At 70.4% G+C, this 20,241-nt stretch carries 16 protein-coding genes; 9 read left to right on the top strand and 7 right to left on the bottom strand.

Annotation, left to right across the window (positions count from 1 at the left end; translation table 11 throughout):
• Together Q0C41_RS18420 and Q0C41_RS18415 are read left to right on the top strand one after the other, a co-directional pair.
• The coding region (locus Q0C41_RS18420; RefSeq protein WP_291986112.1) for a hypothetical protein at window positions 1–237 on the top strand (237 nt) is incomplete at its 5' end.
• On the top strand, window positions 237–1,169 hold the full coding sequence (locus tag Q0C41_RS18415; protein WP_291986110.1) for a metallophosphoesterase: 933 nt from the start codon (window positions 237–239) through the stop codon (window positions 1,167–1,169). The genes Q0C41_RS18420 and Q0C41_RS18415, both read left to right, overlap by 1 nt.
• A gap of 12 nt (window positions 1,170–1,181) precedes the next feature.
• Here Q0C41_RS18415 and Q0C41_RS18410 read toward each other — a convergent pair whose 3' ends face one another.
• Entirely contained in the window at window positions 1,182–2,021 is an 840-nt protein-coding gene (locus tag Q0C41_RS18410; RefSeq protein WP_291986108.1) for a class I SAM-dependent methyltransferase, read from the bottom strand.
• A gap of 107 nt (window positions 2,022–2,128) precedes the next feature.
• Here Q0C41_RS18410 and Q0C41_RS18405 point away from each other — a divergent pair, with 107 nt between their 5' ends.
• The 3 genes from Q0C41_RS18405 to Q0C41_RS18395 all read left to right on the top strand — a co-directional run bounded on the left by Q0C41_RS18405 (window position 2,129) and on the right by Q0C41_RS18395 (window position 5,731).
• Window positions 2,129–3,346, top strand: coding sequence for a phage tail sheath subtilisin-like domain-containing protein (locus Q0C41_RS18405; protein WP_291986106.1), 1,218 nt, complete (start codon window positions 2,129–2,131; stop codon window positions 3,344–3,346).
• A 21-nt stretch (window positions 3,347–3,367) separates the two neighbouring features.
• Window positions 3,368–4,756, top strand: coding sequence for a GDSL-type esterase/lipase family protein (locus tag Q0C41_RS18400; RefSeq protein WP_291986114.1), 1,389 nt, complete (start codon window positions 3,368–3,370; stop codon window positions 4,754–4,756).
• Between the two features lie 66 nt (window positions 4,757–4,822).
• Entirely contained in the window at window positions 4,823–5,731 is a 909-nt protein-coding gene (locus Q0C41_RS18395) for a PP2C family protein-serine/threonine phosphatase (RefSeq protein WP_291986104.1), read from the top strand.
• Here the strand turns inward: Q0C41_RS18395 and Q0C41_RS18390 are convergent.
• Genes Q0C41_RS18390 through Q0C41_RS18380 form a run of 3 tightly spaced genes read right to left on the bottom strand, consistent with a single transcriptional unit; the run spans window position 5,703 to window position 11,908 of the window.
• The gene (locus Q0C41_RS18390) at window positions 5,703–6,698 is read right to left on the bottom strand and encodes a dihydroorotate dehydrogenase-like protein (RefSeq protein ID WP_291986102.1); all 996 of its coding nucleotides are present in this window, start codon (window positions 6,696–6,698) and stop codon (window positions 5,703–5,705) included. The genes Q0C41_RS18395 and Q0C41_RS18390 overlap by 29 nt on opposite strands.
• Before the next feature lie 3 nt (window positions 6,699–6,701).
• Window positions 6,702–10,265 carry a pyruvate:ferredoxin (flavodoxin) oxidoreductase gene (gene nifJ / locus Q0C41_RS18385; protein ID WP_291986101.1) on the bottom strand — a complete coding sequence of 1,188 codons (3,564 nt, stop codon included), beginning with the start codon at window positions 10,263–10,265 and terminating at the stop codon, window positions 6,702–6,704.
• An 8-nt stretch (window positions 10,266–10,273) separates the two neighbouring features.
• Window positions 10,274–11,908 carry an NAD(P)-binding protein gene (locus Q0C41_RS18380; RefSeq protein ID WP_367079236.1) on the bottom strand — a complete coding sequence of 545 codons (1,635 nt, stop codon included), beginning with the start codon at window positions 11,906–11,908 and terminating at the stop codon, window positions 10,274–10,276.
• A gap of 143 nt (window positions 11,909–12,051) precedes the next feature.
• On the opposite strand from Q0C41_RS18380, the gene Q0C41_RS18375 reads away from it, so the two are divergent.
• Both Q0C41_RS18375 and Q0C41_RS18370 read left to right on the top strand, forming a co-directional pair.
• Window positions 12,052–14,460 (top strand): DUF2235 domain-containing protein, encoded by a 2,409-nt coding sequence (locus Q0C41_RS18375; protein ID WP_291986097.1) that lies wholly within the window; start codon window positions 12,052–12,054, stop codon window positions 14,458–14,460.
• A 37-nt stretch (window positions 14,461–14,497) separates the two neighbouring features.
• Window positions 14,498–15,289 (top strand): peptidoglycan-binding protein, encoded by a 792-nt coding sequence (locus Q0C41_RS18370; protein ID WP_291986095.1) that lies wholly within the window; start codon window positions 14,498–14,500, stop codon window positions 15,287–15,289.
• 161 nt (window positions 15,290–15,450) lie between these two features.
• Here Q0C41_RS18370 and Q0C41_RS18365 read toward each other — a convergent pair whose 3' ends face one another.
• Window positions 15,451–15,981 carry a Smr/MutS family protein gene (locus Q0C41_RS18365; protein ID WP_291986093.1) on the bottom strand — a complete coding sequence of 177 codons (531 nt, stop codon included), beginning with the start codon at window positions 15,979–15,981 and terminating at the stop codon, window positions 15,451–15,453.
• Window positions 15,982–15,997: 16 nt separating this feature from the next.
• The gene (locus tag Q0C41_RS18360) at window positions 15,998–17,110 is read right to left on the bottom strand and encodes a hypothetical protein (protein WP_291986091.1); all 1,113 of its coding nucleotides are present in this window, start codon (window positions 17,108–17,110) and stop codon (window positions 15,998–16,000) included.
• Window positions 17,111–17,205: 95 nt separating this feature from the next.
• Here Q0C41_RS18360 and Q0C41_RS18355 point away from each other — a divergent pair, with 95 nt between their 5' ends.
• Both Q0C41_RS18355 and Q0C41_RS18350 read left to right on the top strand, forming a co-directional pair.
• The gene (locus Q0C41_RS18355; RefSeq protein ID WP_291986088.1) at window positions 17,206–18,096 is read left to right on the top strand and encodes a dimethylarginine dimethylaminohydrolase family protein; all 891 of its coding nucleotides are present in this window, start codon (window positions 17,206–17,208) and stop codon (window positions 18,094–18,096) included.
• 143 nt (window positions 18,097–18,239) lie between these two features.
• Window positions 18,240–19,112 carry an SDR family oxidoreductase gene (locus Q0C41_RS18350; protein ID WP_291986086.1) on the top strand — a complete coding sequence of 291 codons (873 nt, stop codon included), beginning with the start codon at window positions 18,240–18,242 and terminating at the stop codon, window positions 19,110–19,112.
• A 266-nt stretch (window positions 19,113–19,378) separates the two neighbouring features.
• On the opposite strand, the gene Q0C41_RS18345 is transcribed toward Q0C41_RS18350, so the two are convergent.
• On the bottom strand, window positions 19,379–20,241 hold an 863-nt coding region (locus Q0C41_RS18345; RefSeq protein ID WP_291986084.1), incomplete at its 5' end, for an efflux RND transporter permease subunit.

The following is a 20,241-nucleotide window of genomic DNA, read 5'->3' as shown; positions in this document are numbered from 1 at the left end:
CGCGCCGACGCGGCCCGCCATCTCGTGACGGCGCGCGCGTTGCCAGGGCCGAGGTCGCTGGCGGCCGAAGCCCGCTTCGCGGTGGCGCTCGACGACACGCGCGGGTTGCTCGACGTGGCGCGCGCGGCCGTGCAGGCGCGCACGCCACTGGCCTGCGCACTGAAGGTCCATCCCGTGTTTGCCGCCATTCGTCAGTCGCCCGACTTCCAGGAACTCATCGCTCAGGTGGGCATGTGATGGCCAACCGGTCTGCGCTCGTCGCCCGGCGCTGCCGTGGGCGCCACCTCGCGCCTCGACTGGGACTGGCCGTGTTCCTGGCGGTGGCTGGCTGCGACACGAAATCGACGCCGACGTCACCCAGTCTGCCGATCGCGCCGATCGCGCCCCCCGCGTCGAGCGCGGAGGCGGTACTGGTGGGCGCGGGTGACATCAACATGTGCGGTGAGCCGGGGGCCGCCGTCACGGCGACCCTGCTGGACAGGCTGAGCGGCACGGTGTTCACGGCCGGCGACAACGCCTACATGCACGGCAGCGCTGCGGACTTCCAGTGCTATCAGCGCACCTGGGGGCGCCACCGCGGCCGGACGTATGCCACGCCGGGCAACCACGACTACGAGTCGCCGGGCGCGTCAGCCTACTTCGAGTACTTCGGCGAGCGGGCCGGTCCGTACGGCCTCGGCTACTACTCGTACGACCTGGCCGCGTGGCACGTGATCTCGCTCAACAGCAACGTGCCGATGGGCGAGGGGTCGCCGCAGCTGGCGTGGCTGCGCGCCGACCTGCAGCGGTCGCGCGTGCCCTGCGTGGCGGCCATCATCCATCACCCCCTCGTGAGCTCGGGGCCCAACGGCGACAACCCGCAGGTGCGCGAACTCTGGCGCGCCCTCGTCGAGGCCGGGGCCGACATCGTCATCTCCGGGCACGACCACCTGTACGAGCGTCACGCACGCATCGACCAGGACGGACGCCCCGCGACGCGCGGCGCGCGTCTGTTCACGGTTGGCACCGGCGGCGCCACGCTGTACCCGTCGAGCGGCCTGCGATCGACGACGGAAGCGAAGGTCGTGGCCTGGGGGGTGATCAGGTTCACGCTCCTGCCAGGGACCTACCGCTGGGACTTCCACACCGTGGACGGCATCGTCGACTCCGGCGCGGACCTCTGTCACTGACGCACGGCCGGTCTATGGTCGCGGTGTGCCGCGCACGCGTGTCGCGCGCCACGGCGTCGACCGCCCGCCCTCCGTGCGCGTGCCGACGAGGCGGTCGTCCTCGAGCCGCAGGGCATAGGTCGCCTCGCCCACGGCGAACGTGACGGTCGGACCCGTGATCGACCCACCCTGGATCGGGCTGCTGCCAATCGGGCCAGTGAACATGCCCGACACCTTCTGGAAGTGCTGATCGAGCACCAGGCGCGGGCCCTCGTCGACCTGCCACTCGCCGTGGACCTGCGCCGGCACGACCCACAGCAGGGCCGTGCACCAGGACGAACAATCGGGCCGCGTCACACGGGCGTCGGCTGGCCATTCCGGGATGCCGAACGTGTTGGAGACGATGCGCGTGCCAGGCCGCAGGGCCAGGAAGCGGGTTTGCAGGCGACGCATGTTCTCGGTGAGGAGGAAGACCACCATCACCGTGGCGTCGCCGACCTCGGCCTCGAACATGTCCCCTTCGACGAAGGTCGCCAGGCCGTGCACGCTGGCCTCGCGGGCTCGTTGCCGGGACAGCTGCACCATGTCCGGGTTGTACTCGACGCCGCGGGCGCGCGCGCCGCGCTTGGCGGCGGCGATCACCAGGCGGCCGTCGCCGGACCCGAGGTCCACGACGACGTCCCGTGACGTGACCGTCGCCATGTCGAGCATCACCTCCACCATGGCCTCGGGCGTCGGCACCCACACGACATCCTTGCCCGGTTGCGCGAACTGCGGCTCGAACGTCTGCGTGGCCTGCGCTGCGGCCATCGACGGCAGCACGAGCGCCACCACCCCGGCCACCACGGCCTTCCGCACGTCACTCCATGTCATCAGGACTCCCCCGGACGCCTGCGCCCGACGGAGAGTATCGCCCGCATCGGTGGCTGGCGGCACGGCGGGCCGGGCCGTTGTGCGGTGGCTCGACGCCGGGCGTTCTCATGCATGAGCCTGCGCATGCGGTCCGCGGGCGGGAGGCGGCGATTCCAGCACACGAAGAGCACCCCGAGGTTGTCGTCGAGCAGCCACCACCCCGTGGTCCGATCACCGGTGTGTCCACCGACGTCACCGCCTTCATCGGTCGGTGCCGGACCGGTCCGACGGGCGTGCCGGGCGTGGTGCGGTCGGCGCAGGAGTTCGTCCAGATCTACGGCGGGCCGTGGACGGAGAGCCCGCTGGGCGTCGCGGTGCTGCACTTCTTCCGCAACGGCGGCCGCCAGGCCGTCATCTGCAACATCGACACCGACGGGCGTCCGCTCGAGGCGCTCCACGTGTCGGACCCCACGCTCCAGGCCGGCCGGCGCGGCCTGTGGATGCTCGACGCGTGCGACGACGTGAACCTGATCTGCATCCCGCCGTTCCGGTTCGGCGTGGACGTCGATCGCGCGACCTGGGATGCCGCCATCGCCTACGCCTTCCAGCGGGGGGCGATGGTCCTCGTCGACCCGCCCGAGACATGGGGCATCGCCGAGGCACGGTCGCCCGCCGCGCTCGAGGCGCTCGTCTCGCCACATGACGCGTGCGCCAACGCCGTGTTGCACTTTCCGCGCCTGCGCTGTCCCGATCCCCTGACGCCGGGCGCGGTGGCGACCTTCGCGCCGAGCGGTGCGGTGGCGGGGATCTATGCCCGCATCGACGCGCATCGTGGCGTGTGGAAGGCCCCAGCAGGGCTCGAGGCGCGATTCGAGGGGGTGGACGCGCTCTCGGTGCGTCTGGACGACGCGGAACAGTCGCTGCTCAACGTGGCCGGCATCAACGGGCTGCGCACCTTCCCGGGCGGCCACGTCGTGTGGGGCGCCCGAACGCTGCGAGGCGCCGATGCCCTCGCCTCCGAGTGGAAGTACGTGCCGGTGCGCCGGCTGGCGCTGTTCATCGAGGCGAGTGTCACGCGCGGGGTGCAGTGGGCCAGCGTCGAGGCGTCCGGACCCCGGCTCTGGCAGGCGCTGCGACTCGACGTCGAGATGTTCCTGATCGAGCTGTTCCGCCGCGGCGCGTTGCAGGGCCGCACCCCTGCCGAGGCCTGCTTCGTCCGCTGCGATGCCTCCACCACCACGCAGGACGACGTCGACCAGGGCGTGACCCACCTGGTGATCGGCGTGGCGCCGCTCAGGCCGGCCGAGTTCGTCGTGCTCACGGTGCGCGTGCGCCACCGTCGCTAGCATCCGGTATCCTCTGTGGCCATGCGCACCAGCCGGTGGTCAGGTCCCGTCGTCTCTCTCGCCCTGGGCGCCCTGCTCGTGGCACCGGCACTCGCGCCGACCGCACGGGCGCAGACCACGACGGCTGCGGCGGCGCCAGTCGATCGGCTCGACATCCCGGCCAACGACGATGGTCTGCCCGGCGTGGGGCCGTTGCGTCGCTACACCTGGTTCCGCAAGCTCTGGCATGACAAGCGCACGGCATGGGCGACCAACGTGGCGGCCGATCAGGGCGCGGTCGTCCTGCTCGGCGACTCGATCACCCAGGGCTGGAACGACCGCCTGCCGCAGGCCTTTCCAGGCATGAAGGTGGCCAACCGCGGCATCAGCGGCGACACTACGCGCGGCGTCCTGCTGCGCCTGCAGGACGATGTGATCGCGCTCAACCCGCGTGGGGTGGTGCTGCTCATCGGCACCAACGATCTGGAAGAGGGCGCCCGTCCGGACGTCGTCGAGAGCAACGTGCGGTCGATCCTGTCGGCCCTGCGCAACCACAACCCGCGGCTGCCGATCATCCTCTGCCAGGTGTTCCCGAGCTCGGCGAAGATGAAGCGGCCGTCGCCGTTGATCAAGGAGACCAACGCGCGGTTGCTGGCGCTCGTGAAGAACGACCCGCAGGTGACGCCCGTCGACACGTGGCGACTCTGGGCCGACGCCGAGGGCGATGCCCCGATCGCGGAGTTTCCCGACCTGTTGCACCTCAACGACGCCGGCTACGCCCGATGGGCGGCGGCGCTGCGTCCGGTGCTCGAGGCCACGGGTCTGCTCGCGCCGGTGCCCGGCACGTTCGCGGTGGAGGACGGCTTCACGGCCCTGTTCAACGGGCGCGATCTCACCGGCTGGGGCTATCGAGCGACCACCGAGCAGGAGAAGGCGGTCGCGGCGAAGTGGCAGGCCTCCGATCCCAACGCGGCGCTGTGGCCCTTCGTCGACGCGCCGGTGTCCTTCGATGGCCGGACGTCGAGTGTGGACCAGCGCTGGCGCGTCATCGGCGACCACATCGTGGCGGTCACGCCGCCGGAAGGTCGCAAGGTGCAGCAGCTCTGGACGACGAAGACCTTCGACGGCGATTTCGTACTGAAACTGGAGTTCCGGGCCACGCCGTACGCCGATGGCGGCGTCTTCCTGCGCGGCCCGCAGCTGCAGGTCCGCGACTATCGCCTGTCGGGCCCGTACACGACGCTGGCCAGCTACCGGCCGCAGGAGTGGAACGAACTCGTCATCACCGTGACCGGCGAGACGGCCGTCGTCACCTGCAATGGCGAGGTCATCGAGAAGGCGTTCAAGGTGCCGCCAAGCGGCGGCATCGGGCTCGAAGCCGACCGCGGCCAGATGGAGTACCGGCGCATCCGTCTCGCGTCGGGCAGGTAGGCAGACGCTCCCGCCACACCCACCGCCGCGTGGGAACGCCACGGGGGCACGGGGCATCAAACCAACGTGGGAAACACCGGACTGGCGTGCGGCGAGGTGCGGGGTGGCAACCAGGTGGTGCATGCCGCCATCGACCTGCCCGGCCTCGAAGGCACGCTGTACTCGAGCGCCTGTGACGGGCCGCACGGCGGCGACATCCACTACCTCTCGGTGTGCGGGTCGGGCCTGCTGACGCGCGTGTGCCTGGCTGATGTGGCGGGCCACGGCGACGCCGTGGCCGCCGTCGGGCGCGAGATGTACGGCCAGTTGCGCCGCAGCGTCGACACGATGGACGAGCGCCGGGTGCTGCGCGCGATCGACCGTCGCGTCAGCACGACCCCGCTGGCCACCATCACCACGGCGGTCATGGTCACCTACTACCCGCCGAGCCGTAGGCTGACGGTGTCGTACGCGGGCCATCCCCCGGCCTGGCTCTACACCGCAGCCTCCGGGACGTGGGCCCCCATCGATCCTGAGCCGGCGCGGTCGTCGTCGCGCGGGCCGGTCGGCCTGCCGCTCGGCACGGGGCTGGCCCCGGGGTTCACGCGTCGCCGCATCCCGACGAGCCAGGGCGACCGCCTCCTGTTGCTGACCGACGGGGTGCTCGAGGCGACGTCGCCAGACGGCGAGGAACTCGGGCAGGCGGGACTCGCCCGGCTGCTCGGCGAGTTCGAGGGCCCCCACGCGGCCCTGGTCGACCACCTGCGTGCCGGTCTGGTCGCGCACACGGGGTCGTCGGTGCTGACGCACGACGACGTCAGTCTGTTCGTGGCGGAGGTCGTGGACGCACCGCCGGGGCCGGCCCTGTGGCACGTCCTGCGCAACCGGCTCGGCTCGTGGGCGCCACGGCCCGCAGGCGACATCCGGCCGCTGCCGACCGACGGCCCGCTCGGCGACCAGGCCCGCCCTACGCCCGCCAGCTCTGAAGAATCTTGATGTAGTTGGCCCGCTCGAACGCCGTCGGGTCGGCGACGTGCTGCTGGCTCATCGAGCCGCGGATCTGCGCGACCGAGGCGAATCCCTTCGAGTCCATCCACCGATCGAGGTCGGCTCGGATCACCGCGAGGTGACCTGGCCCGTGCTTGAGCACCGCCGATGTCGTCATCACCACGTCGGCGCCGGCCAGCAGATACTTGGCCGCTTCGAGGTGCGAGTGGACGCCCGTGGTGGCGGCCAGCGACGCCTCGAGCCGCCCGCGCAGGACGGCCAGCCAGAGCAGCGGGAGGCGGATCTCGGTCGGGGCGCTCAGCTCGAGCGACGGCGTCACCTCCATCCGATCGAGATCGAAGTCCGGCTGGTAGAAGCGATTGAAGAGCACCAGCCCACGCGCGCCCGCCTGCACGAAACGGCGAGCCATCTCGCCGAGCGCACTGAAGTAGGGGCTGATCTTCACCGCCACCGGGATCGGCACGGCGCTGCAGACCGAGCGCACGACGTCTTCGTAGCGCTGCTCGACGTCACGGCCCGTCGCGTCGAGGTCCGCCGGGATGTGGAAGAGGTTCAGCTCGATGGCGTGCGCGCCGGCGTCATGCAGTTGCCGCGCGTAGTCGACCCAGCCATCGGGCGTGGAGCCGTTGAGGCTGGCGATGATCGGCACGCGGACGGCCTGGCGCGCCTGCCGGACGATCGTCAGGTACGCCTCCGGGCCGGCAGCGAAGTCGCCCATCGGGGGGAAGTAGCTGCTGGCCTCGCCGGAGCTGTCGGCGCCGACGGCCATCAGGCGGTCGATGGCAGCGTTCTCGAGACGGATCTGCTCCTCGAACAGCGAGAAGAGCACGATGGCGGCGGCGCCGCCGTCCTCGAGGCGGCGGATGCCGTCGAGCGACTGCGAGATCGGTCCCGCCGAGGCGACGATCGGGTGCTGCAGCGGGAGGCCGAGATAGGTGGTGGAGAGATCCGGCATGAGCTACCTCAACTCCGCGAGGTCTTCGTACTGCTTCCACTTGCGGGTCACGGCCTCCTGCGCCTGGCGGAGCAGGGCCTCGCCGCGGACGGGGTCGCTCAGGAGCAGCATGCGATAGCGCAGCTCCTGCTCGGCATAGGTCCGGAACGGGATCGTCGGGCGCACCGAGTCGAGCGTGAACGGACGTTCGCCGGCGGCGCGCAACTCGGGGTTGTACCGCACGAGCGGCCAGTAGCCCGAGTGCACGGCGCGGTCCTGCTGGTGCAGGCCCTGCGTCATGTCGATGCCGTGCGCGATGCAGTGCGAATAGGCCAGCACGAGCGACGGTCCCTCGTAGGCTTCGGCCTCGCGCAGCGCATCGAGCGTCTGTTGCGGGTTGGCGCCCATGGCGACGCGAGCCACGTAGACATGGCCGTAAGCCATCGCCTGCATGGCGAGGTCCTTCTTCTCGGTCTGCTTGCCGGCGCTCGCGAACTTGGCGGCCGCACCGAGCGGCGTCGACTTGGAGGCCTGTCCGCCCGTGTTGGAGTAGACCTCGGTGTCGAGCACGAGGACGTTGACGTCGCGTCCGCTGGCCAGGACGTGATCGAGGCCTCCCGATCCGATGTCGTAGGCCCAGCCGTCGCCGCCGATGATCCAGACGCTGCGCCGCACCAGTTGCCCCGCCACCGCGGCGAGGGTCGGCACCAGCGCGTGCTGCACGGCGCCCAGGCGATCGAGCAGCTCGGCCACCCGGCCCCGCTGCTGGCGAATGTCGAACTCGGTGCGCTGCGGGGCGTTGATCAGGTCGTCGACCAGGTCCTCGCCGATCTGCGGCCGCAGCACCGCAAGCAGGCGCCGCGCGGCCGCGAGCTGGTGGTCGGCGGCCAGCCGCATGCCGAGCCCGAACTCGGCGTTGTCTTCGAACAGCGAGTTGGCCCACGCCGGACCGCGGCCCTCGTGGTTGGTCGCCCACGGCGTCGTCGGCAGGTTGCCGCCGTAGATGGACGAGCAGCCAGTCGCGTTGGCCACCACCATGCGATCGCCGAACAGCTGCGAGACCAGCTTCAGGTACGGTGTCTCGCCGCAGCCGGCACAGGCGCCGGAGAACTCGAACAGCGGCTCGAGCAGCTGTGTGCCACGCACTGTCGAGAAGTCCACGTGGCCGCGCTCGGTCACCGGCAGCGTCTCGAAGAAGGCCACCTGTGCGCGGGCCGGGGCGGGGTCGAGGGCGCGGGTCGCCATGTTGATGGCGCGTCGGCCGCTCTCGGACGGATCCTTCACCGGGCAGACGTCGACGCACAGCGTGCAGCCGGTGCAGTCCTCCTCGTAGATCTGCAGGGTGTAGCGGCTGTCGGGGAAGCCTCGGGCCTCGATGCGTGCGCTCCTGAAGCCCTCGGGCGCGCCCTCGAGCCTGTTCGCGCCGTACACCCGCGTGCGGATCACCGCGTGCGGACACACGAACGAGCAGTTGCCGCACTGGATGCACAGCGAGGGCTCCCACACCGGCGCCGTGTCGGAGATGCCGCGCTTCTCCCAGCGTGAGGTCGCGCTCGGGAAGGTGCCGTCGATGGGGAACGCGCTCACCGGCAGCTGATCGCCTCGCCCTGCCAGCATCTCGGCGACAACGTCGGTGACGAACGCCGGGGCGCCAGCGGCGACGATCGGCAGCATGCGGCGGGTGCCGGAGGCGTGCATCGGCACGTCCACCCGCGCCAGGGCCTCGATCGTGCGATCGACGGCCTCGAAGTTCTTGCGCACGACCTCTGCGCCCTTGCTGCGGTAGGTCTTCTCGATGGCCTTCTTGATCTTTTCGATGGCCCGCTCGCGCGGCAGCACGCCCGACACGGCGAAGAAGCACGTCTGCAGCACGCTGTTGGTGTGGCCGCCGAGGCCGACGGCGCGCGCGACCTTGTTGGCGTCGATCACCCACACCGACATGCCGCGTTCGACGATCCGGTCCTGCACCTCGCGCGGCAGGTACTCCCAGACCGTCGCCGCGTCGTGCACGCTGTTGAGCAGCAACGTGGCGCCCTTGGCGGCCAGCGTCAGCACGTCCACCTTCTCGATGAACTGGAACTGGTGGCACCCGATGAACTGCGCCTCGCGCACGAGGTAGGTGGACTGGATCGGCCGCGGTCCGAAGCGCAGGTGCGACACCGTCTGTGACCCGGACTTCTTGGAGTCGTAGACGAAGTACGCCTGGACGTGGACGTCCGGGTCCTCACCGATGATCTTGATCGTGTTCTTGTTGGCGCCCACCGTGCCGTCGGCGCCGAGCCCGTAGAACACCGCCCTGAACACATCCTCGTGCTCGGTGGTGAAGGTGTCGTCCACCGCCAGGCTGGTGCCGTGGACATCGTCGGTGATGCCGACGGTGAACCCGGATCGCGGCTGCGGCCGTGCGATCTCGTCGAACACGGCCGCGACCATGGCCGGGGTGAACTCCTTGGACGACAAGCCGTACCGGCCGCCGACCACGCGCGGCATCGTCGGCCGCAGGCCCCGCGCCACACCGTCGGCCAGGGCGGCCACGACGTCGAGGTAGAGCGGTTCGCCGTTGGCGCCCGGTTCCTTGGTGCGGTCGAGCACGGCGATGGTTCGCACGCTGGCCGGCAACGCCTCGAGCAGCCTGGCCGCGGGGAAGGGGCGATACAGCCGCAGGTGCAGCACGCCGACCTTCGCGCCGCGTGCCACCAGGGCCTCGACCGCCTCGGCGGCCGCGCCGACGCCGGAGCCCATGAGCACGATGACGCGTTCCGCGTCGGGTGCGCCGTGGTACTCCACGAGGTGGTAGGCGCGTCCCGTCCGTGCGGCGAAGCGGGCCATCGCCGCCTCGACCACCGCCGGCACGCGGGCGTGGATGGCATTGGCCGCCTCGCGCATCTGGAAGTAGACGTCGGGGTTCTGGGCCGTGCCGCGAATGAACGGGTGGTCCGGACTGAGTGACCGTTGCCGATGCGCCGTGATCAGCGAGGTGTCGATCAGCGCCCGCAGGTCGTCGTCCGAGAGCATCTGGATGCGGGTGATCTCGTGCGAGGTGCGGAAGCCGTCGAAGAAGTGCACGAACGGCACCCGCGACTCGAGGGTGGCCATCTGCGCGATGGCGGCCAGGTCGTGTGCTTCCTGCACGGACGCCGAGGCCAACTGGGCGAACCCGGTGGCGCGCACCGCCATCACGTCCTGGTGGTCGCCGAAGATCGAGAGCGCATGCGACGCCAGCGCGCGGGCCGCGACATGGAAGACCGCCGGCGTCAGCTCGCCGGCAATCTTGTACATGTTCGGAATCATCAGCAGCAGGCCCTGCGACGCCGTGAACGTCGTCGTGAGCGCCCCGCCCTGCAGCGCGCCGTGCACGGCTCCGGCGGCGCCGCCCTCGCTCTGCATCTCGACCACCGTCGGGATGTCGCCCCAGATGTTCGGACGTCGCTCGCCCGACCACTGGTCGGCGAGTTCGGCCATCGTGGACGACGGCGTGATCGGATAGATCGCGCAGACCTCGTTGAGACGGTAGGCGACGCTGGCCGCCGCCTCGTTGCCATCGACGGTGGCCAGCACGGGCGCTTCGGGAGTCGGAGACGAGGACATGAGGGGGCTCACTGTGCGTCGGGCTCGCGCACCATCGAGATGGCGTGGCAGGGACACTGCTCGAAGCACACGGCGCAGCCGGTGCATTTCGTGTAGTCGTACTCGTAGCGTCTGCCGGGCCCGAGCTTGATCACGGCGTCCTCGGGGCAGGCCGCATAACAGCCATCGCATTCGAAGCAGGTGCCGCACGACAGGCAGCGCGCGGCTTCGTGCTGCGCCTCCGGCTCCGTGAGACCGGCCACCACCTCGCCGAACGTGCCCTTGCGGTCCTCCGCGCCGAGACGCGGCTGCGGGCGGTGCGACACGTCGGTGTAGAACCAGAGGTGCAGCTTCTCGAACGTCGCGATCTCCTGGACGGCAGGCGCGTGGTACGCCTGCTGTCGCAGCCAGGCGTCGATGTGCGTGGCGGCCCGGCGCCCGTGGCCCGTGGCGTAGGTCACGGTGCGTTCGGCGGGAATCATGTCGCCGCCGGCGAACAGGCCGGCGCGTCCCGTCATCATCGCCGCGTCGACGATCACGCTGCCGTCGTCGGCCAGCGTGACGCCGGCGACCGTCTTCAGGAAGCCGGTATCGGTGTCGTGACCCAGCGCGAGGATGAGCGCGTCGGCTTCGATGGTCTCGAACACGCCGGTCCCGCGCGGCCGCCCCTTGTCGTCGAGCGCCATCACTTCGACGGTGAGGGCGTCGCCCTCCATCGCGGTGATCGACCGCAGCCAGTGGATCTTCACGCCCTCCTCGAGGGCATCGTCGGCTTCCTCGGCGTGCGCCGGCATGTGGTCGCGGTCGCGACGGTAGATGATCAGCGGCTCGTGCCCGAGGCGCACCGCGGTGCGCGCCGCATCCATCGCCGTGTTGCCACCGCCGTAGATGGCCACGCGACGTCCGAGCTTCGGCGGCGCCCCGGCCTCGACGTCCTTGAGAAACGCCAGCGCATCGAGCATGCGTCCCGCATCGCGGGCGGGGATGCCGGCCCGCTTGCCGATATGCGCGCCGACGGCGAGGAAGACGGCGGCGAATGCCCCCTCCTGCCATTCCGCTTCGAGGTCGGTGACCTTGTGGGTGAACTCGAACCGCACGCCCATGTCCACCAGGCGCTGAACCTCGGCGTCGAGCACGGCGCGGGGCAGCCGATAGGCCGGAATGCCGAAGTGCATCATGCCGCCGGCAACCGGACCGGCGTCGCGCACCAGCACGTCGTGGCCGAGGCGACGCAGATGATAGGCGGCCGACAGGCCGCTCGGCCCGGCTCCGACGACGAGCACCGACTGCCCCGAGGGCGGGGCACCAGCCGGCAGCGGCCAGCCCTCTGCGAGGGCCATGTCACCGAGGAAGCGTTCGACCGAGTGGATGCTGACGGCGCCGTCGAGTCTGGTGCGATTGCAGGAGGATTCGCAGGGGTGGTAGCAGACGCGGCCGTGGATGGCGGGGAAGGGATTGGCCTGGACCAGCAGGGACCAGGCCTCGCGGTACCTGCCCGCTTGCGCATGATCGAGCCAGCCTTGTATCGGCTCTCCCGCCGGGCACGCATGGTTGCACGGCGGGAGCAGGTCCTGGTAGATGGGCCGCCTGCTGCGGACCGGACCATGTTGCGGCTTCTGCCGAAGGTCAGGGAGGTGCGTCAGGTCGTGATCGCCGTCGGCCATGCGCGCACTATAGCCCCGGATGAGTCGCGGCGCCATTCTCCCAAGACACTAGAGGAAGAGGACCGGAATGGTCGCCAATCGCAGGGATTCGCGGGGCGCGTGTACGGTCGCCCGCGCTGATGCGTTGTCCCCTGCAGCCCCCCATGCCCACCTCGCCCCGCACTCCCTTCGTGCCGCGCAACCTCGTCGTCCTCTCCGATGGCACCGGCAACAGCGCCGCCAAGCTGCAGAAGACCAACGTCTGGCGCCTGTACGAGGCGCTCGACCTGGCGTCGGGCGCACAGGTGGCGCTCTACGACGATGGCGTCGGCACGGCGTCGTTCAAGCCGATCGCGGTGCTCGGGGGCGCCTTCGGCTACGGCCTGAAGCGCAACGTCCTGGACCTCTACATGTTCCTGTGTCGGGCCTACGCGGTCGATCCCGACAATCCGGCGCACACCGATCGCATCTTCGCGTTCGGCTTCAGTCGAGGCGCCTACACGGCCCGTATCCTCGCCGCGCTGGTGGCCCGCGTCGGCCTGGTGCAGACCGACTCCGAGGCCGAACTCCGCCGGCTGTCGCTGTGGGCCTATCGGCAGTATCGTGCCGACCGCTTTCCCCACTCGTGGCCGGTGCGGCTTGGCCGCCTGGCGCGCGATCTGGTCCTGCGGGGCTGGGATTGGGCGTGGGGCAAGACGCGATTCGATGCCTCGCGCACGCTCAAGGCGGAGATCGAGTTCCTCGGGGTGTGGGACACGGTCGCGGCGTACGGCTTGCCGGTCGACGAACTGACGCGCGGGTGGGAGGCCTGGATCTGGCCGATGCTGCCCAAGGACCGCCGCGTCTCCGATCGCGTGCGCCGCGCCTGCCACGCCCTGGCGCTCGACGATGAGCGGCAGACGTTCTTTCCGCTGCTGTGGACCGAGCAGGAGGAGCCGCAGAACCTCACCTCCACGAGTCTCGACCAGGAGCGGGTGTCGCAGGTGTGGTTCGCCGGGATGCACTCCAACGTCGGCGGCGGCTATCCGGACGACACGCTCGCGCACACGCCGCTGCGATGGATGGCCGAGGAAGCCTGGAAGAAGGGACTCCGCTTCAGGCCCAGCCTGTGCGGTGCCGAGGGCCGCATTCCCGTCGACTGGATCGATCGCGGCATCGTCGCCGCGCCGATGCACGATTCGCGGCGAGGGCTCGGCGTCTACTACCGCTATCATCCGCGCCCGGTGGAGCGCCTGTGTCACGACCGTCACGCCGATGTCTACGTCGACCGCCCCAAGATTCACGAGAGCGTGCTGGAACGGATTCGCCAGAACGTCGATGGCTACGCGCCCCCGATCCTGCCGGAGCGCTACGCGGTGGTCTCGACGGACGGACGAATCCTGCACGACGGAGACGACGACGACCCAGGAGCGTCGGTGGCCGCCAACCCGTTCGAGCACCCCACGCAGCGGCATGCCAGGCGGCTGCGCCAGGAGCGCGCCCTCAACGCGGTGTGGTGGCGGCGCATCGCCTACTTCCTGACGGTGGCCGCGACGCTGGTCCTGCTGCTGATCCCGTTGTGCCCGGCCCGTGAGCGTCTCACCTGGCTCGGTGCGCCGCAGGCCACGCTGGCGTCGCTGGTCGGTCTGCTCGACACCATCCTGCCCGGCGCGCTGGCGCCCTGGCTCCAGTACTACCAGCAGCGGCCCTTCCAGTTGTTCACGGGCGCCGTCTTCATCCTGGCGCTCATCGCGTGGAGCCTGCGACTCAAGGTGGCGGCCGTCGACCACATGCGGGCCGTCTTCCTGGACCACGGCATGCGGGCCAGACCCGTGCCGCCGGTCAGCTCGCCGACCGACTGGGTCTATCGCCTGCGTACGAGTGGCGCCTATCGACGCACCTTCCACTTCGTCTCGTACCATCTGTTGCCGCACGTCTTCGGCATTGCCCTGCTGGTGCTGCTGGCGGGCGTCCTGCCGCTGCGCACGGCGTTCGAGATTCGCAGTCGTGCCGGCGTGCTGCAGGCCTCCACGTGCAGTCAGGCGGAGCCGACGCGCCGTGACGGCGAGCGGGACACGTTCGCGCTGTGGCCGCACCTCCTGTGCAACGCGACCGGCGTGACGGTGGAGAAGGGACAGCGCTACCGGGTCGAGATCGCGCTGCCCGGGGCGTGCAGTACCACGGAGGCCGCGCTGTCGGCGACGACGCGACGCACCGGCGCGTGGACGGACTGGACGATGCCGGTGACGAGCACGTCCGGGTTCTCCTCGCTGCATGCGCCAGGTGCCTCGGCCGTGCAGAAGGCACTGCTGACGCTTGCCGTGCCGTTGCGGCGCGAGATCACGGCGAACTGGCTCGTTCCCGTCGTCGAGATCGGCTCGACCAACCCACTGCGCATCCCCGTGCCGGAGGGGACCTTTCTGGCCGGGCAGGACGGTCCGCTGTCCATCTGGGTCAACGACGTCATCTTCCCCTGCCTCGGCTGGGACTGCTTCTATCGCAACAACGCCGGTGGCCCCGCGACCGTGCGCATCACCCGGGCCGACGCGCCGTCGGGCGCGCCGCTGCGCCCGTGGTCGACCTGCGAGCAGTGACCGCGGCCCTCGACGACCGAAAGGACTGGAACGCGACGTGACCACGACACGGACATACCCGGGACGCACGATCAAGGCAGGCGAGACGGATGCCGCGATGGTTCGCGCGGTGCAGGCGCGACTCAAGGCGCTGGCCTACACGGTGCCGGCCGAGAGCGGCGTCTTCGGCCCGGAGACCGTCGCGGCGGTGAAGTTGTTCCAGGCCCAGCACGTCGACCGCCTTGGGCAGCCGCTGAAGGCCGATGGCAAGGTCGGCCCGCATACCTGGGCGGCGCTGTTCGGCGATCACGCCGTGCCGGAGACGACGAGGCCGTCCTCGCCGTTCTTCGCGGCGCTGCTCGAGAAGGCCCGCTCCCAGTTGCACGTCCGGGAAGTGCCGGTCAATTCCAACAGCGGGCCTGAGGTGGACCGGTATCTCTCGCGCGTCGGCGTCTCGCTGACCCTGCCGGCCAAGAGCAAGCCGTGGTGCTGTGCCTTCGTGTACTGGTGCTTCGACGAGGTCGCCACCGCACACGGCCTCGCCAACCCGATGGTGCGCACCGCCGGCTGCCTCGATCACTGGAACCGCGCCGTCAGCCGCGGCGCCACCCGGGTGGTCGGCTCCCGTGCCGCCGCCGACCCCGCGCTCATCGTGCCCGGCATGGTCTTCGTGATGGACTACGGCGCCGGCAAGGGGCACACGGGATTCGTGCAGGGCGTCGAGGGTGGGTTCATCCACACCATCGAGGGCAACACCGACGCGAGCCGCACCCGGGAGGGCGGTGGCGTCTACGAGCTGCGCCGCAAGCTGTCGGCGATCAACAAGGGATATATTGCGTATCCCCTGTAATTCACAATGCAGAATTCACAATGCAGTGCGGGGCGGGCCTTGGTCGAATGCCGAATGCCGAATGCCGAATGCCGAAGGCTGAAGGGTTAAGGCCCAAGGCCCAAGGCCCAAGACCCAAGACCCAAGGCCCAAGGCCCAAGGCCCAAGGCTGAAGGCCGGCGTCACAGGAACACGAGCGTGACGCCGCGGTTGGTCGGATGCCGGCGAATCTCGCGGACCACCGGCAGCCGCTGCAGTTCGGCCAGCACCGTCGCGCGCACCTTGCCCGTGCCGATGCCGTGCACGACCTCGACGACGGCGTGGCCGGCGCGGATCGCGGCATCGAGGTGGGTGAGCAGGGCCTCGCGGACCTCGAGCGTCGTGAAGCCGTGCAGGTCGATGGACGACGTGGCATCCTCTCCCTTCGTCCGTGGCGCGCTCGTGCGTCCGGGCACGGGTGTCTGGCGTGCGGCGCCCCCCGCCGTGTCGGTCGTTCCCGTGCGTGTCGGGCGCCGGGGTGGCACGACCGTCTGCGGTGTTCGGCCGCGCGCCGGCACGACCACGCGCTGCAACTCGTCGTCGCGACAGGTGATGGTGAGCCCGCCGACGGCCACGCGATAGGCGCGGCCCCGTCGCTCGACGATCGCGCCACGCCGCTTGAGCGCGACCACCAGCACGGCCTCCCCCGGGACGTACGCGCGTGGGGACGTCACGACCGCGACCTCCCGCTCATGACAGGTACCGATCGAAGAGCGCGTAGGCTTGCTGCCGCATGGCATCGGGGAAGTCGTGGTCGCTGTCCGGATGCGCCACGGTGAGGGCATCCGGCGCGCCCAGGAGGCCATAGACCGGGCGTGCCGCCGCGACGATGCGGTCCACGCTCTGCCATCTGAAGTTGGCGTCGCGCAGGGGGGCGCTGATGAAGCACCGGCGAGGCGCCAGCGTCCCGACCATCTCCGCAAAGTCGAACGGGATGTCGTCGAGACGACCGGCGTAGTCGAGCAGGCGTGGCATGTAGCGCAGCTGACACCACCCCTTCTCGGGCTGCCACACCTTCGGGTCGCCGCCGTAGTAGTCGGTGTAGAGGTCCAGGCCGCAGCTCGAGACGATGACGCGCAGGCGATCGTCGAAGGCGGCGGTGTACACGGCGTTGTGTCCGCCGAGGGAGTGGCCGATCGCGCCAAAACCCGCTGGCGACACGAAGGGCAGCGACGCCAGGAGGTCGAGGCCGCGGACGTTGTCCCAGATCGCCTTCATCGTCCCGCTCGCGTACCCCAGACCGATGACGTCGGGCTGGTACGCCGCGAGCAGCGGATAGGACGGCGCGAGCGTGACGAAGCCGCGCTCGGCCAACTCCGCCGCGTAGGCGCGATTGGGTTTGCCGCCGAGGCCGACCGCGACGTCGTAGCCGATGGTGTGCTCGGTCGGGTGCAGGCACAGCACGGCGCGCGCGCGCGCCCCCGGCGCCAGCGCTCGTTTCGGCACGAGCAGGTAGGCCGGGGTGCGTCCTCCGGGCTCGGCGGTGTAGGTGATCGTGCGCCGCAGATAGCTGCCGCAGTCGACCTCGGCGGTCACCGCCATCGCCAGCGGCACGCGGCGGTCGTCGCCGGGGAACGGGCCCATCACCTGCTGCATGCCGCGCAGAATCTCGTCGCGGCGGTCTCTCCACTGCGCCGTGGTGGTCACGGGGTGCACCGCCCCCTGGGCGTCGCGGTATTGCAGCAGCTTCAGGCGGTCGAGACGGCGCGGCGGCGCCTGGTGCGCCTGCGCCAGTGCGGCGCGCAGCACCGAGGATGCCGCGGCTGCGGCGAGGAAGGCGCGTCGACCGGGGCGGTGCAGCATGGGGCAGCGTTCCTCGGGCGTGGTGGTGCTGTCAAGGCGCGTGCGGCGCTGCCGTTGCGTCGGCGTGCCCGGGAGGTCGATACTGCGACCGCCCGATGACGTCCGCGACCCGATTCACCCATGCCATTGTCCGCCGCCCTGCCGAGTCCGCCGTCGACGGCTTGCGTACGGTGGATCGCGGCGCACCGGACGTCGCGGCGCTCCGCCGCGAACACGCGGCCTACGTCGACACGCTGACTCGCCTCGGCCTGACCGTGGACGTCCTCGATCCGCTCGAGGCCCATCCCGACAGCGTGTTCGTCGAGGACCCGGCGCTCGTCTTTCCCGAGGCGGCCATCCTGCTGCGCCCCGGGGCGCCGTCGCGACTCGGCGAGACGGCGGCGCTCGAGCCTGTGCTGCGGTCGCGATTCGCGCAGGTGCGGGCGCTGGGCGAGGCCGGCGAGCACGGCGAGGGCAGCGGGGGCAGCGAGGGCGAGATGGAAGGCCGCCACGGCAGCGCCGACAGTGGGACCGGTGGACGCCCCGAGCCCAGCCGAGACAGCGACGTCGGGTTCGCCGACGGCGGCGACGTGCTGCTGACGTGCGATGCGGTGTACATCGGCCTGTCTGCCCGGACCGATCTCGCGGGCGCCACCCGTCTCGCGCGGATTCTCGCCTCCCTCGGTCGGCGTGCGGTCATCGTCACGCCGCCGCCCGGCGTCCTGCATCTCAAGACCGGGTGCTCCCTGCTGGATGACGAGACCGTGCTCGCGACGCGCGCCGTCGCCGACGCCGGGCTGTTTCCGGGGCTGGCCACGGTGGTCGTGCCCGAGGGCGAGGAGGCCGTGGCCAACGCGCTCTGCATCAATGGCACGGTGCTGATCGCCGCCGGCTTCCCGCGCACCGCGGCCCTGCTCGCGGGCCGCGGCTACGCCGTCCGCGACCTGAGGCTGGACGAGGTGATGAAGCTGGACGCTGGTCTGTCGTGCATGTCGCTGCGCTGGTGAAGGTGGGCGTCAGCGACCCGCATCGATGACGCGGCTTCTCGAGGCAGAGGTATCATGCGGCCTCGTCCACAACCCAGGATCGGCACCGCCGTCACCAGCAGCGGCTGGCGGGCACGGCGCTGTCACGACAGGAGGCAGGTACGATGAGCAGCGTTCTGGTCACGGGCACGAGTTCGGGCATTGGACTGCAGACCGCGCTGGCACTCGCGCGCGCCGGGCATCACGTCATTGCGACGATGCGCAACCCCGCGGGCGCCCCGGAACTCGAGGCGATGGCCCGCGCCGAAGGGCTGCCCATCGACATCCGCGCGCTGGACGTCGATTCGAACGAGTCGGTCGCATCGTGCTTCGCCGCCATCCCCGGCCCGCTGGACGTGCTCGTCAACAACGCCGGGCTGGGGCCGCACGGCTCGGTCGAGGAGGTGCCGCTCGAGGTGTTCCGGGCCGTGATGGAGACCAACTACTTTGGTGCCGTCCGGTGCATCAAGGCGGTGCTGCCCCGCATGCGGGCGGCGGGCAGTGGTTGCATCATCAACGTGTCCTCGGTGTCCGGCCGCATCGTGGCTTCGCCGCTGGGACCCTACGCTGCGTCGAAGTTCGCGCTCGAGGCCATCAGCGAAGCGCTGGCGGGCGAGGTCAAGGCGTTCAACATTCGTGTGGCCATCGTCGAACCAGGGATCCAGGACACGAAGATGGCGCACGGCATCGAACAGGGCGGCACGTCGATCTACCCGCAGAGCCGCAGATTCGGCGGGTTGTTTCGGGCGGCGCTGTCGAACCCCATTCCGCCGAGCGTCACCGCCGGGGTCATCCGGGACATCGTCGAGAGCGGTACGTGGCAGCTTCGTCACACCGCCGGGGCCGATGCGGCGCCCTTCCTCGCGTGGCGGGCGTCGATGACCGACGAGCAGTGGGTCGAACTCAATGCGCTCGAGGACGACGCCTGGTACGAACGCATGCAGAACGAACTGGGGGTCGACGCACGCGTGCCCCCCCCGGCGCCCCCTGCCGTGTAGCGTCCCGCTCACTCTGGGGCGGGGCGGCTCGGCTTGGCCTCGCCCCGGCGCGCCACTGCCGGCGAGCGTCTGCGCTCGGGGTGGCAACGTCTGGGGCAGCGCCGGCGTCCGGCGACACGTCCCTCGTCACGCGAGCGGTGTGACAGGGTCGAAGACGCTCACGCCTGGCGCGGCAAAGGTTGACACTTGGCCGCGGTAAGCCTCGACTGGACGCAGAGCCAGCTACGCAGCAGGGCGCACCCGTAACTCGTTTTGAAACGAGTGGATCAGGCGTGGCGCAGTGGCGTCGGCGGCGTGTCGCGCACGACCTCGTCGGTCACCGAATGGCCGCGGCGCCGGTTGACGCGCACGCGCATGTTCTCCAGATACAGATACACCACCGGCGTCGTGTACAGCGTGAGCACCTGACTCACCACCAGCCCGCCGACGATGGCAATCCCGAGTGGCTGTCGCAACTCCGCGCCCTCGCCCGTGCCCAGCATCAGCGGCAAGGCCCCGAGCAGCGCCGACATCGTCGTCATCAGGATCGGCCGCAGACGCAGCAGGCAGGCCTGACGAATCGCCTCGTCCGGCGTGGCGCCGCCCTCGCGCTCCAGTTGCAGGGCGACGTCGATCATCAGGATGGCGTTCTTCATCACCACGCCGATCAGCAGGAACAGCCCGAGCAGGGCGACCAGGCTGAACTCCGTCTCGAGCAGCAGCAAAGCCAGCAGCGCGCCCGCGCCGGCCGAGGGCAGCGTCGAGAGGATCGTCAGTGGGTGGAGATAGCTCTCGTACAGCACGCCGAGCACGATGTAGACGATGAGCAGGGTGCCGAGGATGGCAATCGGCTGATTGCCCTGCATGCGCTGGAAGAGACTGGCGTTGCCCTGCAGCCGACCCTGGATGTTGGTCGGCAGCGTCAGCAGCGACACGGCGCGATTGATGGCGACCTCGGCCTGGCTGAGGCTCACCCCCGGGGCCAGCTCGAACGAGACGTTGGCCGACGCGAACTGGTCGTTGCGGCTGATGCGGTCGTCGGCCGACGTCCGCGTGTAGCGACTGAACGCCGACAGCGGCACACGATTGCCCGCCGCGGTCACCACGTGCACCTGGTCGAGCGCCTCGGGCCCCTGCGCGAACTGTGGCG

The sequence above is a fragment of the Luteitalea sp. genome (genome assembly GCF_022842525.1).
Classification (GTDB): Bacteria; Acidobacteriota; Vicinamibacteria; order Vicinamibacterales; family Vicinamibacteraceae; genus Luteitalea.
This window is presented reverse-complemented; position numbering and strand designations above follow the sequence as displayed.

What these genes read in the sequence shown, in the direction of transcription:
- Q0C41_RS18415 (WP_291986110.1), top strand. Translation starts at nt 237, where the DNA reads ATGGCCAACCGGTCTGCGCTCGTCGCCCGGCGCTGCCGTGGGCGCCAC.
- Q0C41_RS18410 (WP_291986108.1), bottom strand. Translation starts at nt 2,021, where the DNA reads ATGACATGGAGTGACGTGCGGAAGGCCGTGGTGGCCGGGGTGGTGGCG.
- Q0C41_RS18405 (WP_291986106.1), top strand. Translation starts at nt 2,129, where the DNA reads ATGCATGAGCCTGCGCATGCGGTCCGCGGGCGGGAGGCGGCGATTCCA.
- Q0C41_RS18400 (WP_291986114.1), top strand. Translation starts at nt 3,368, where the DNA reads ATGCGCACCAGCCGGTGGTCAGGTCCCGTCGTCTCTCTCGCCCTGGGC.
- Q0C41_RS18390 (WP_291986102.1), bottom strand. Translation starts at nt 6,698, where the DNA reads ATGCCGGATCTCTCCACCACCTATCTCGGCCTCCCGCTGCAGCACCCG.
- nifJ (WP_291986101.1), bottom strand. Translation starts at nt 10,265, where the DNA reads ATGTCCTCGTCTCCGACTCCCGAAGCGCCCGTGCTGGCCACCGTCGAT.
- Q0C41_RS18380 (WP_367079236.1), bottom strand. Translation starts at nt 11,908, where the DNA reads ATGGCCGACGGCGATCACGACCTGACGCACCTCCCTGACCTTCGGCAG.
- Q0C41_RS18375 (WP_291986097.1), top strand. Translation starts at nt 12,052, where the DNA reads ATGCCCACCTCGCCCCGCACTCCCTTCGTGCCGCGCAACCTCGTCGTC.
- Q0C41_RS18360 (WP_291986091.1), bottom strand. Translation starts at nt 17,110, where the DNA reads ATGCTGCACCGCCCCGGTCGACGCGCCTTCCTCGCCGCAGCCGCGGCA.
- Q0C41_RS18355 (WP_291986088.1), top strand. Translation starts at nt 17,206, where the DNA reads ATGACGTCCGCGACCCGATTCACCCATGCCATTGTCCGCCGCCCTGCC.
- Q0C41_RS18350 (WP_291986086.1), top strand. Translation starts at nt 18,240, where the DNA reads ATGAGCAGCGTTCTGGTCACGGGCACGAGTTCGGGCATTGGACTGCAG.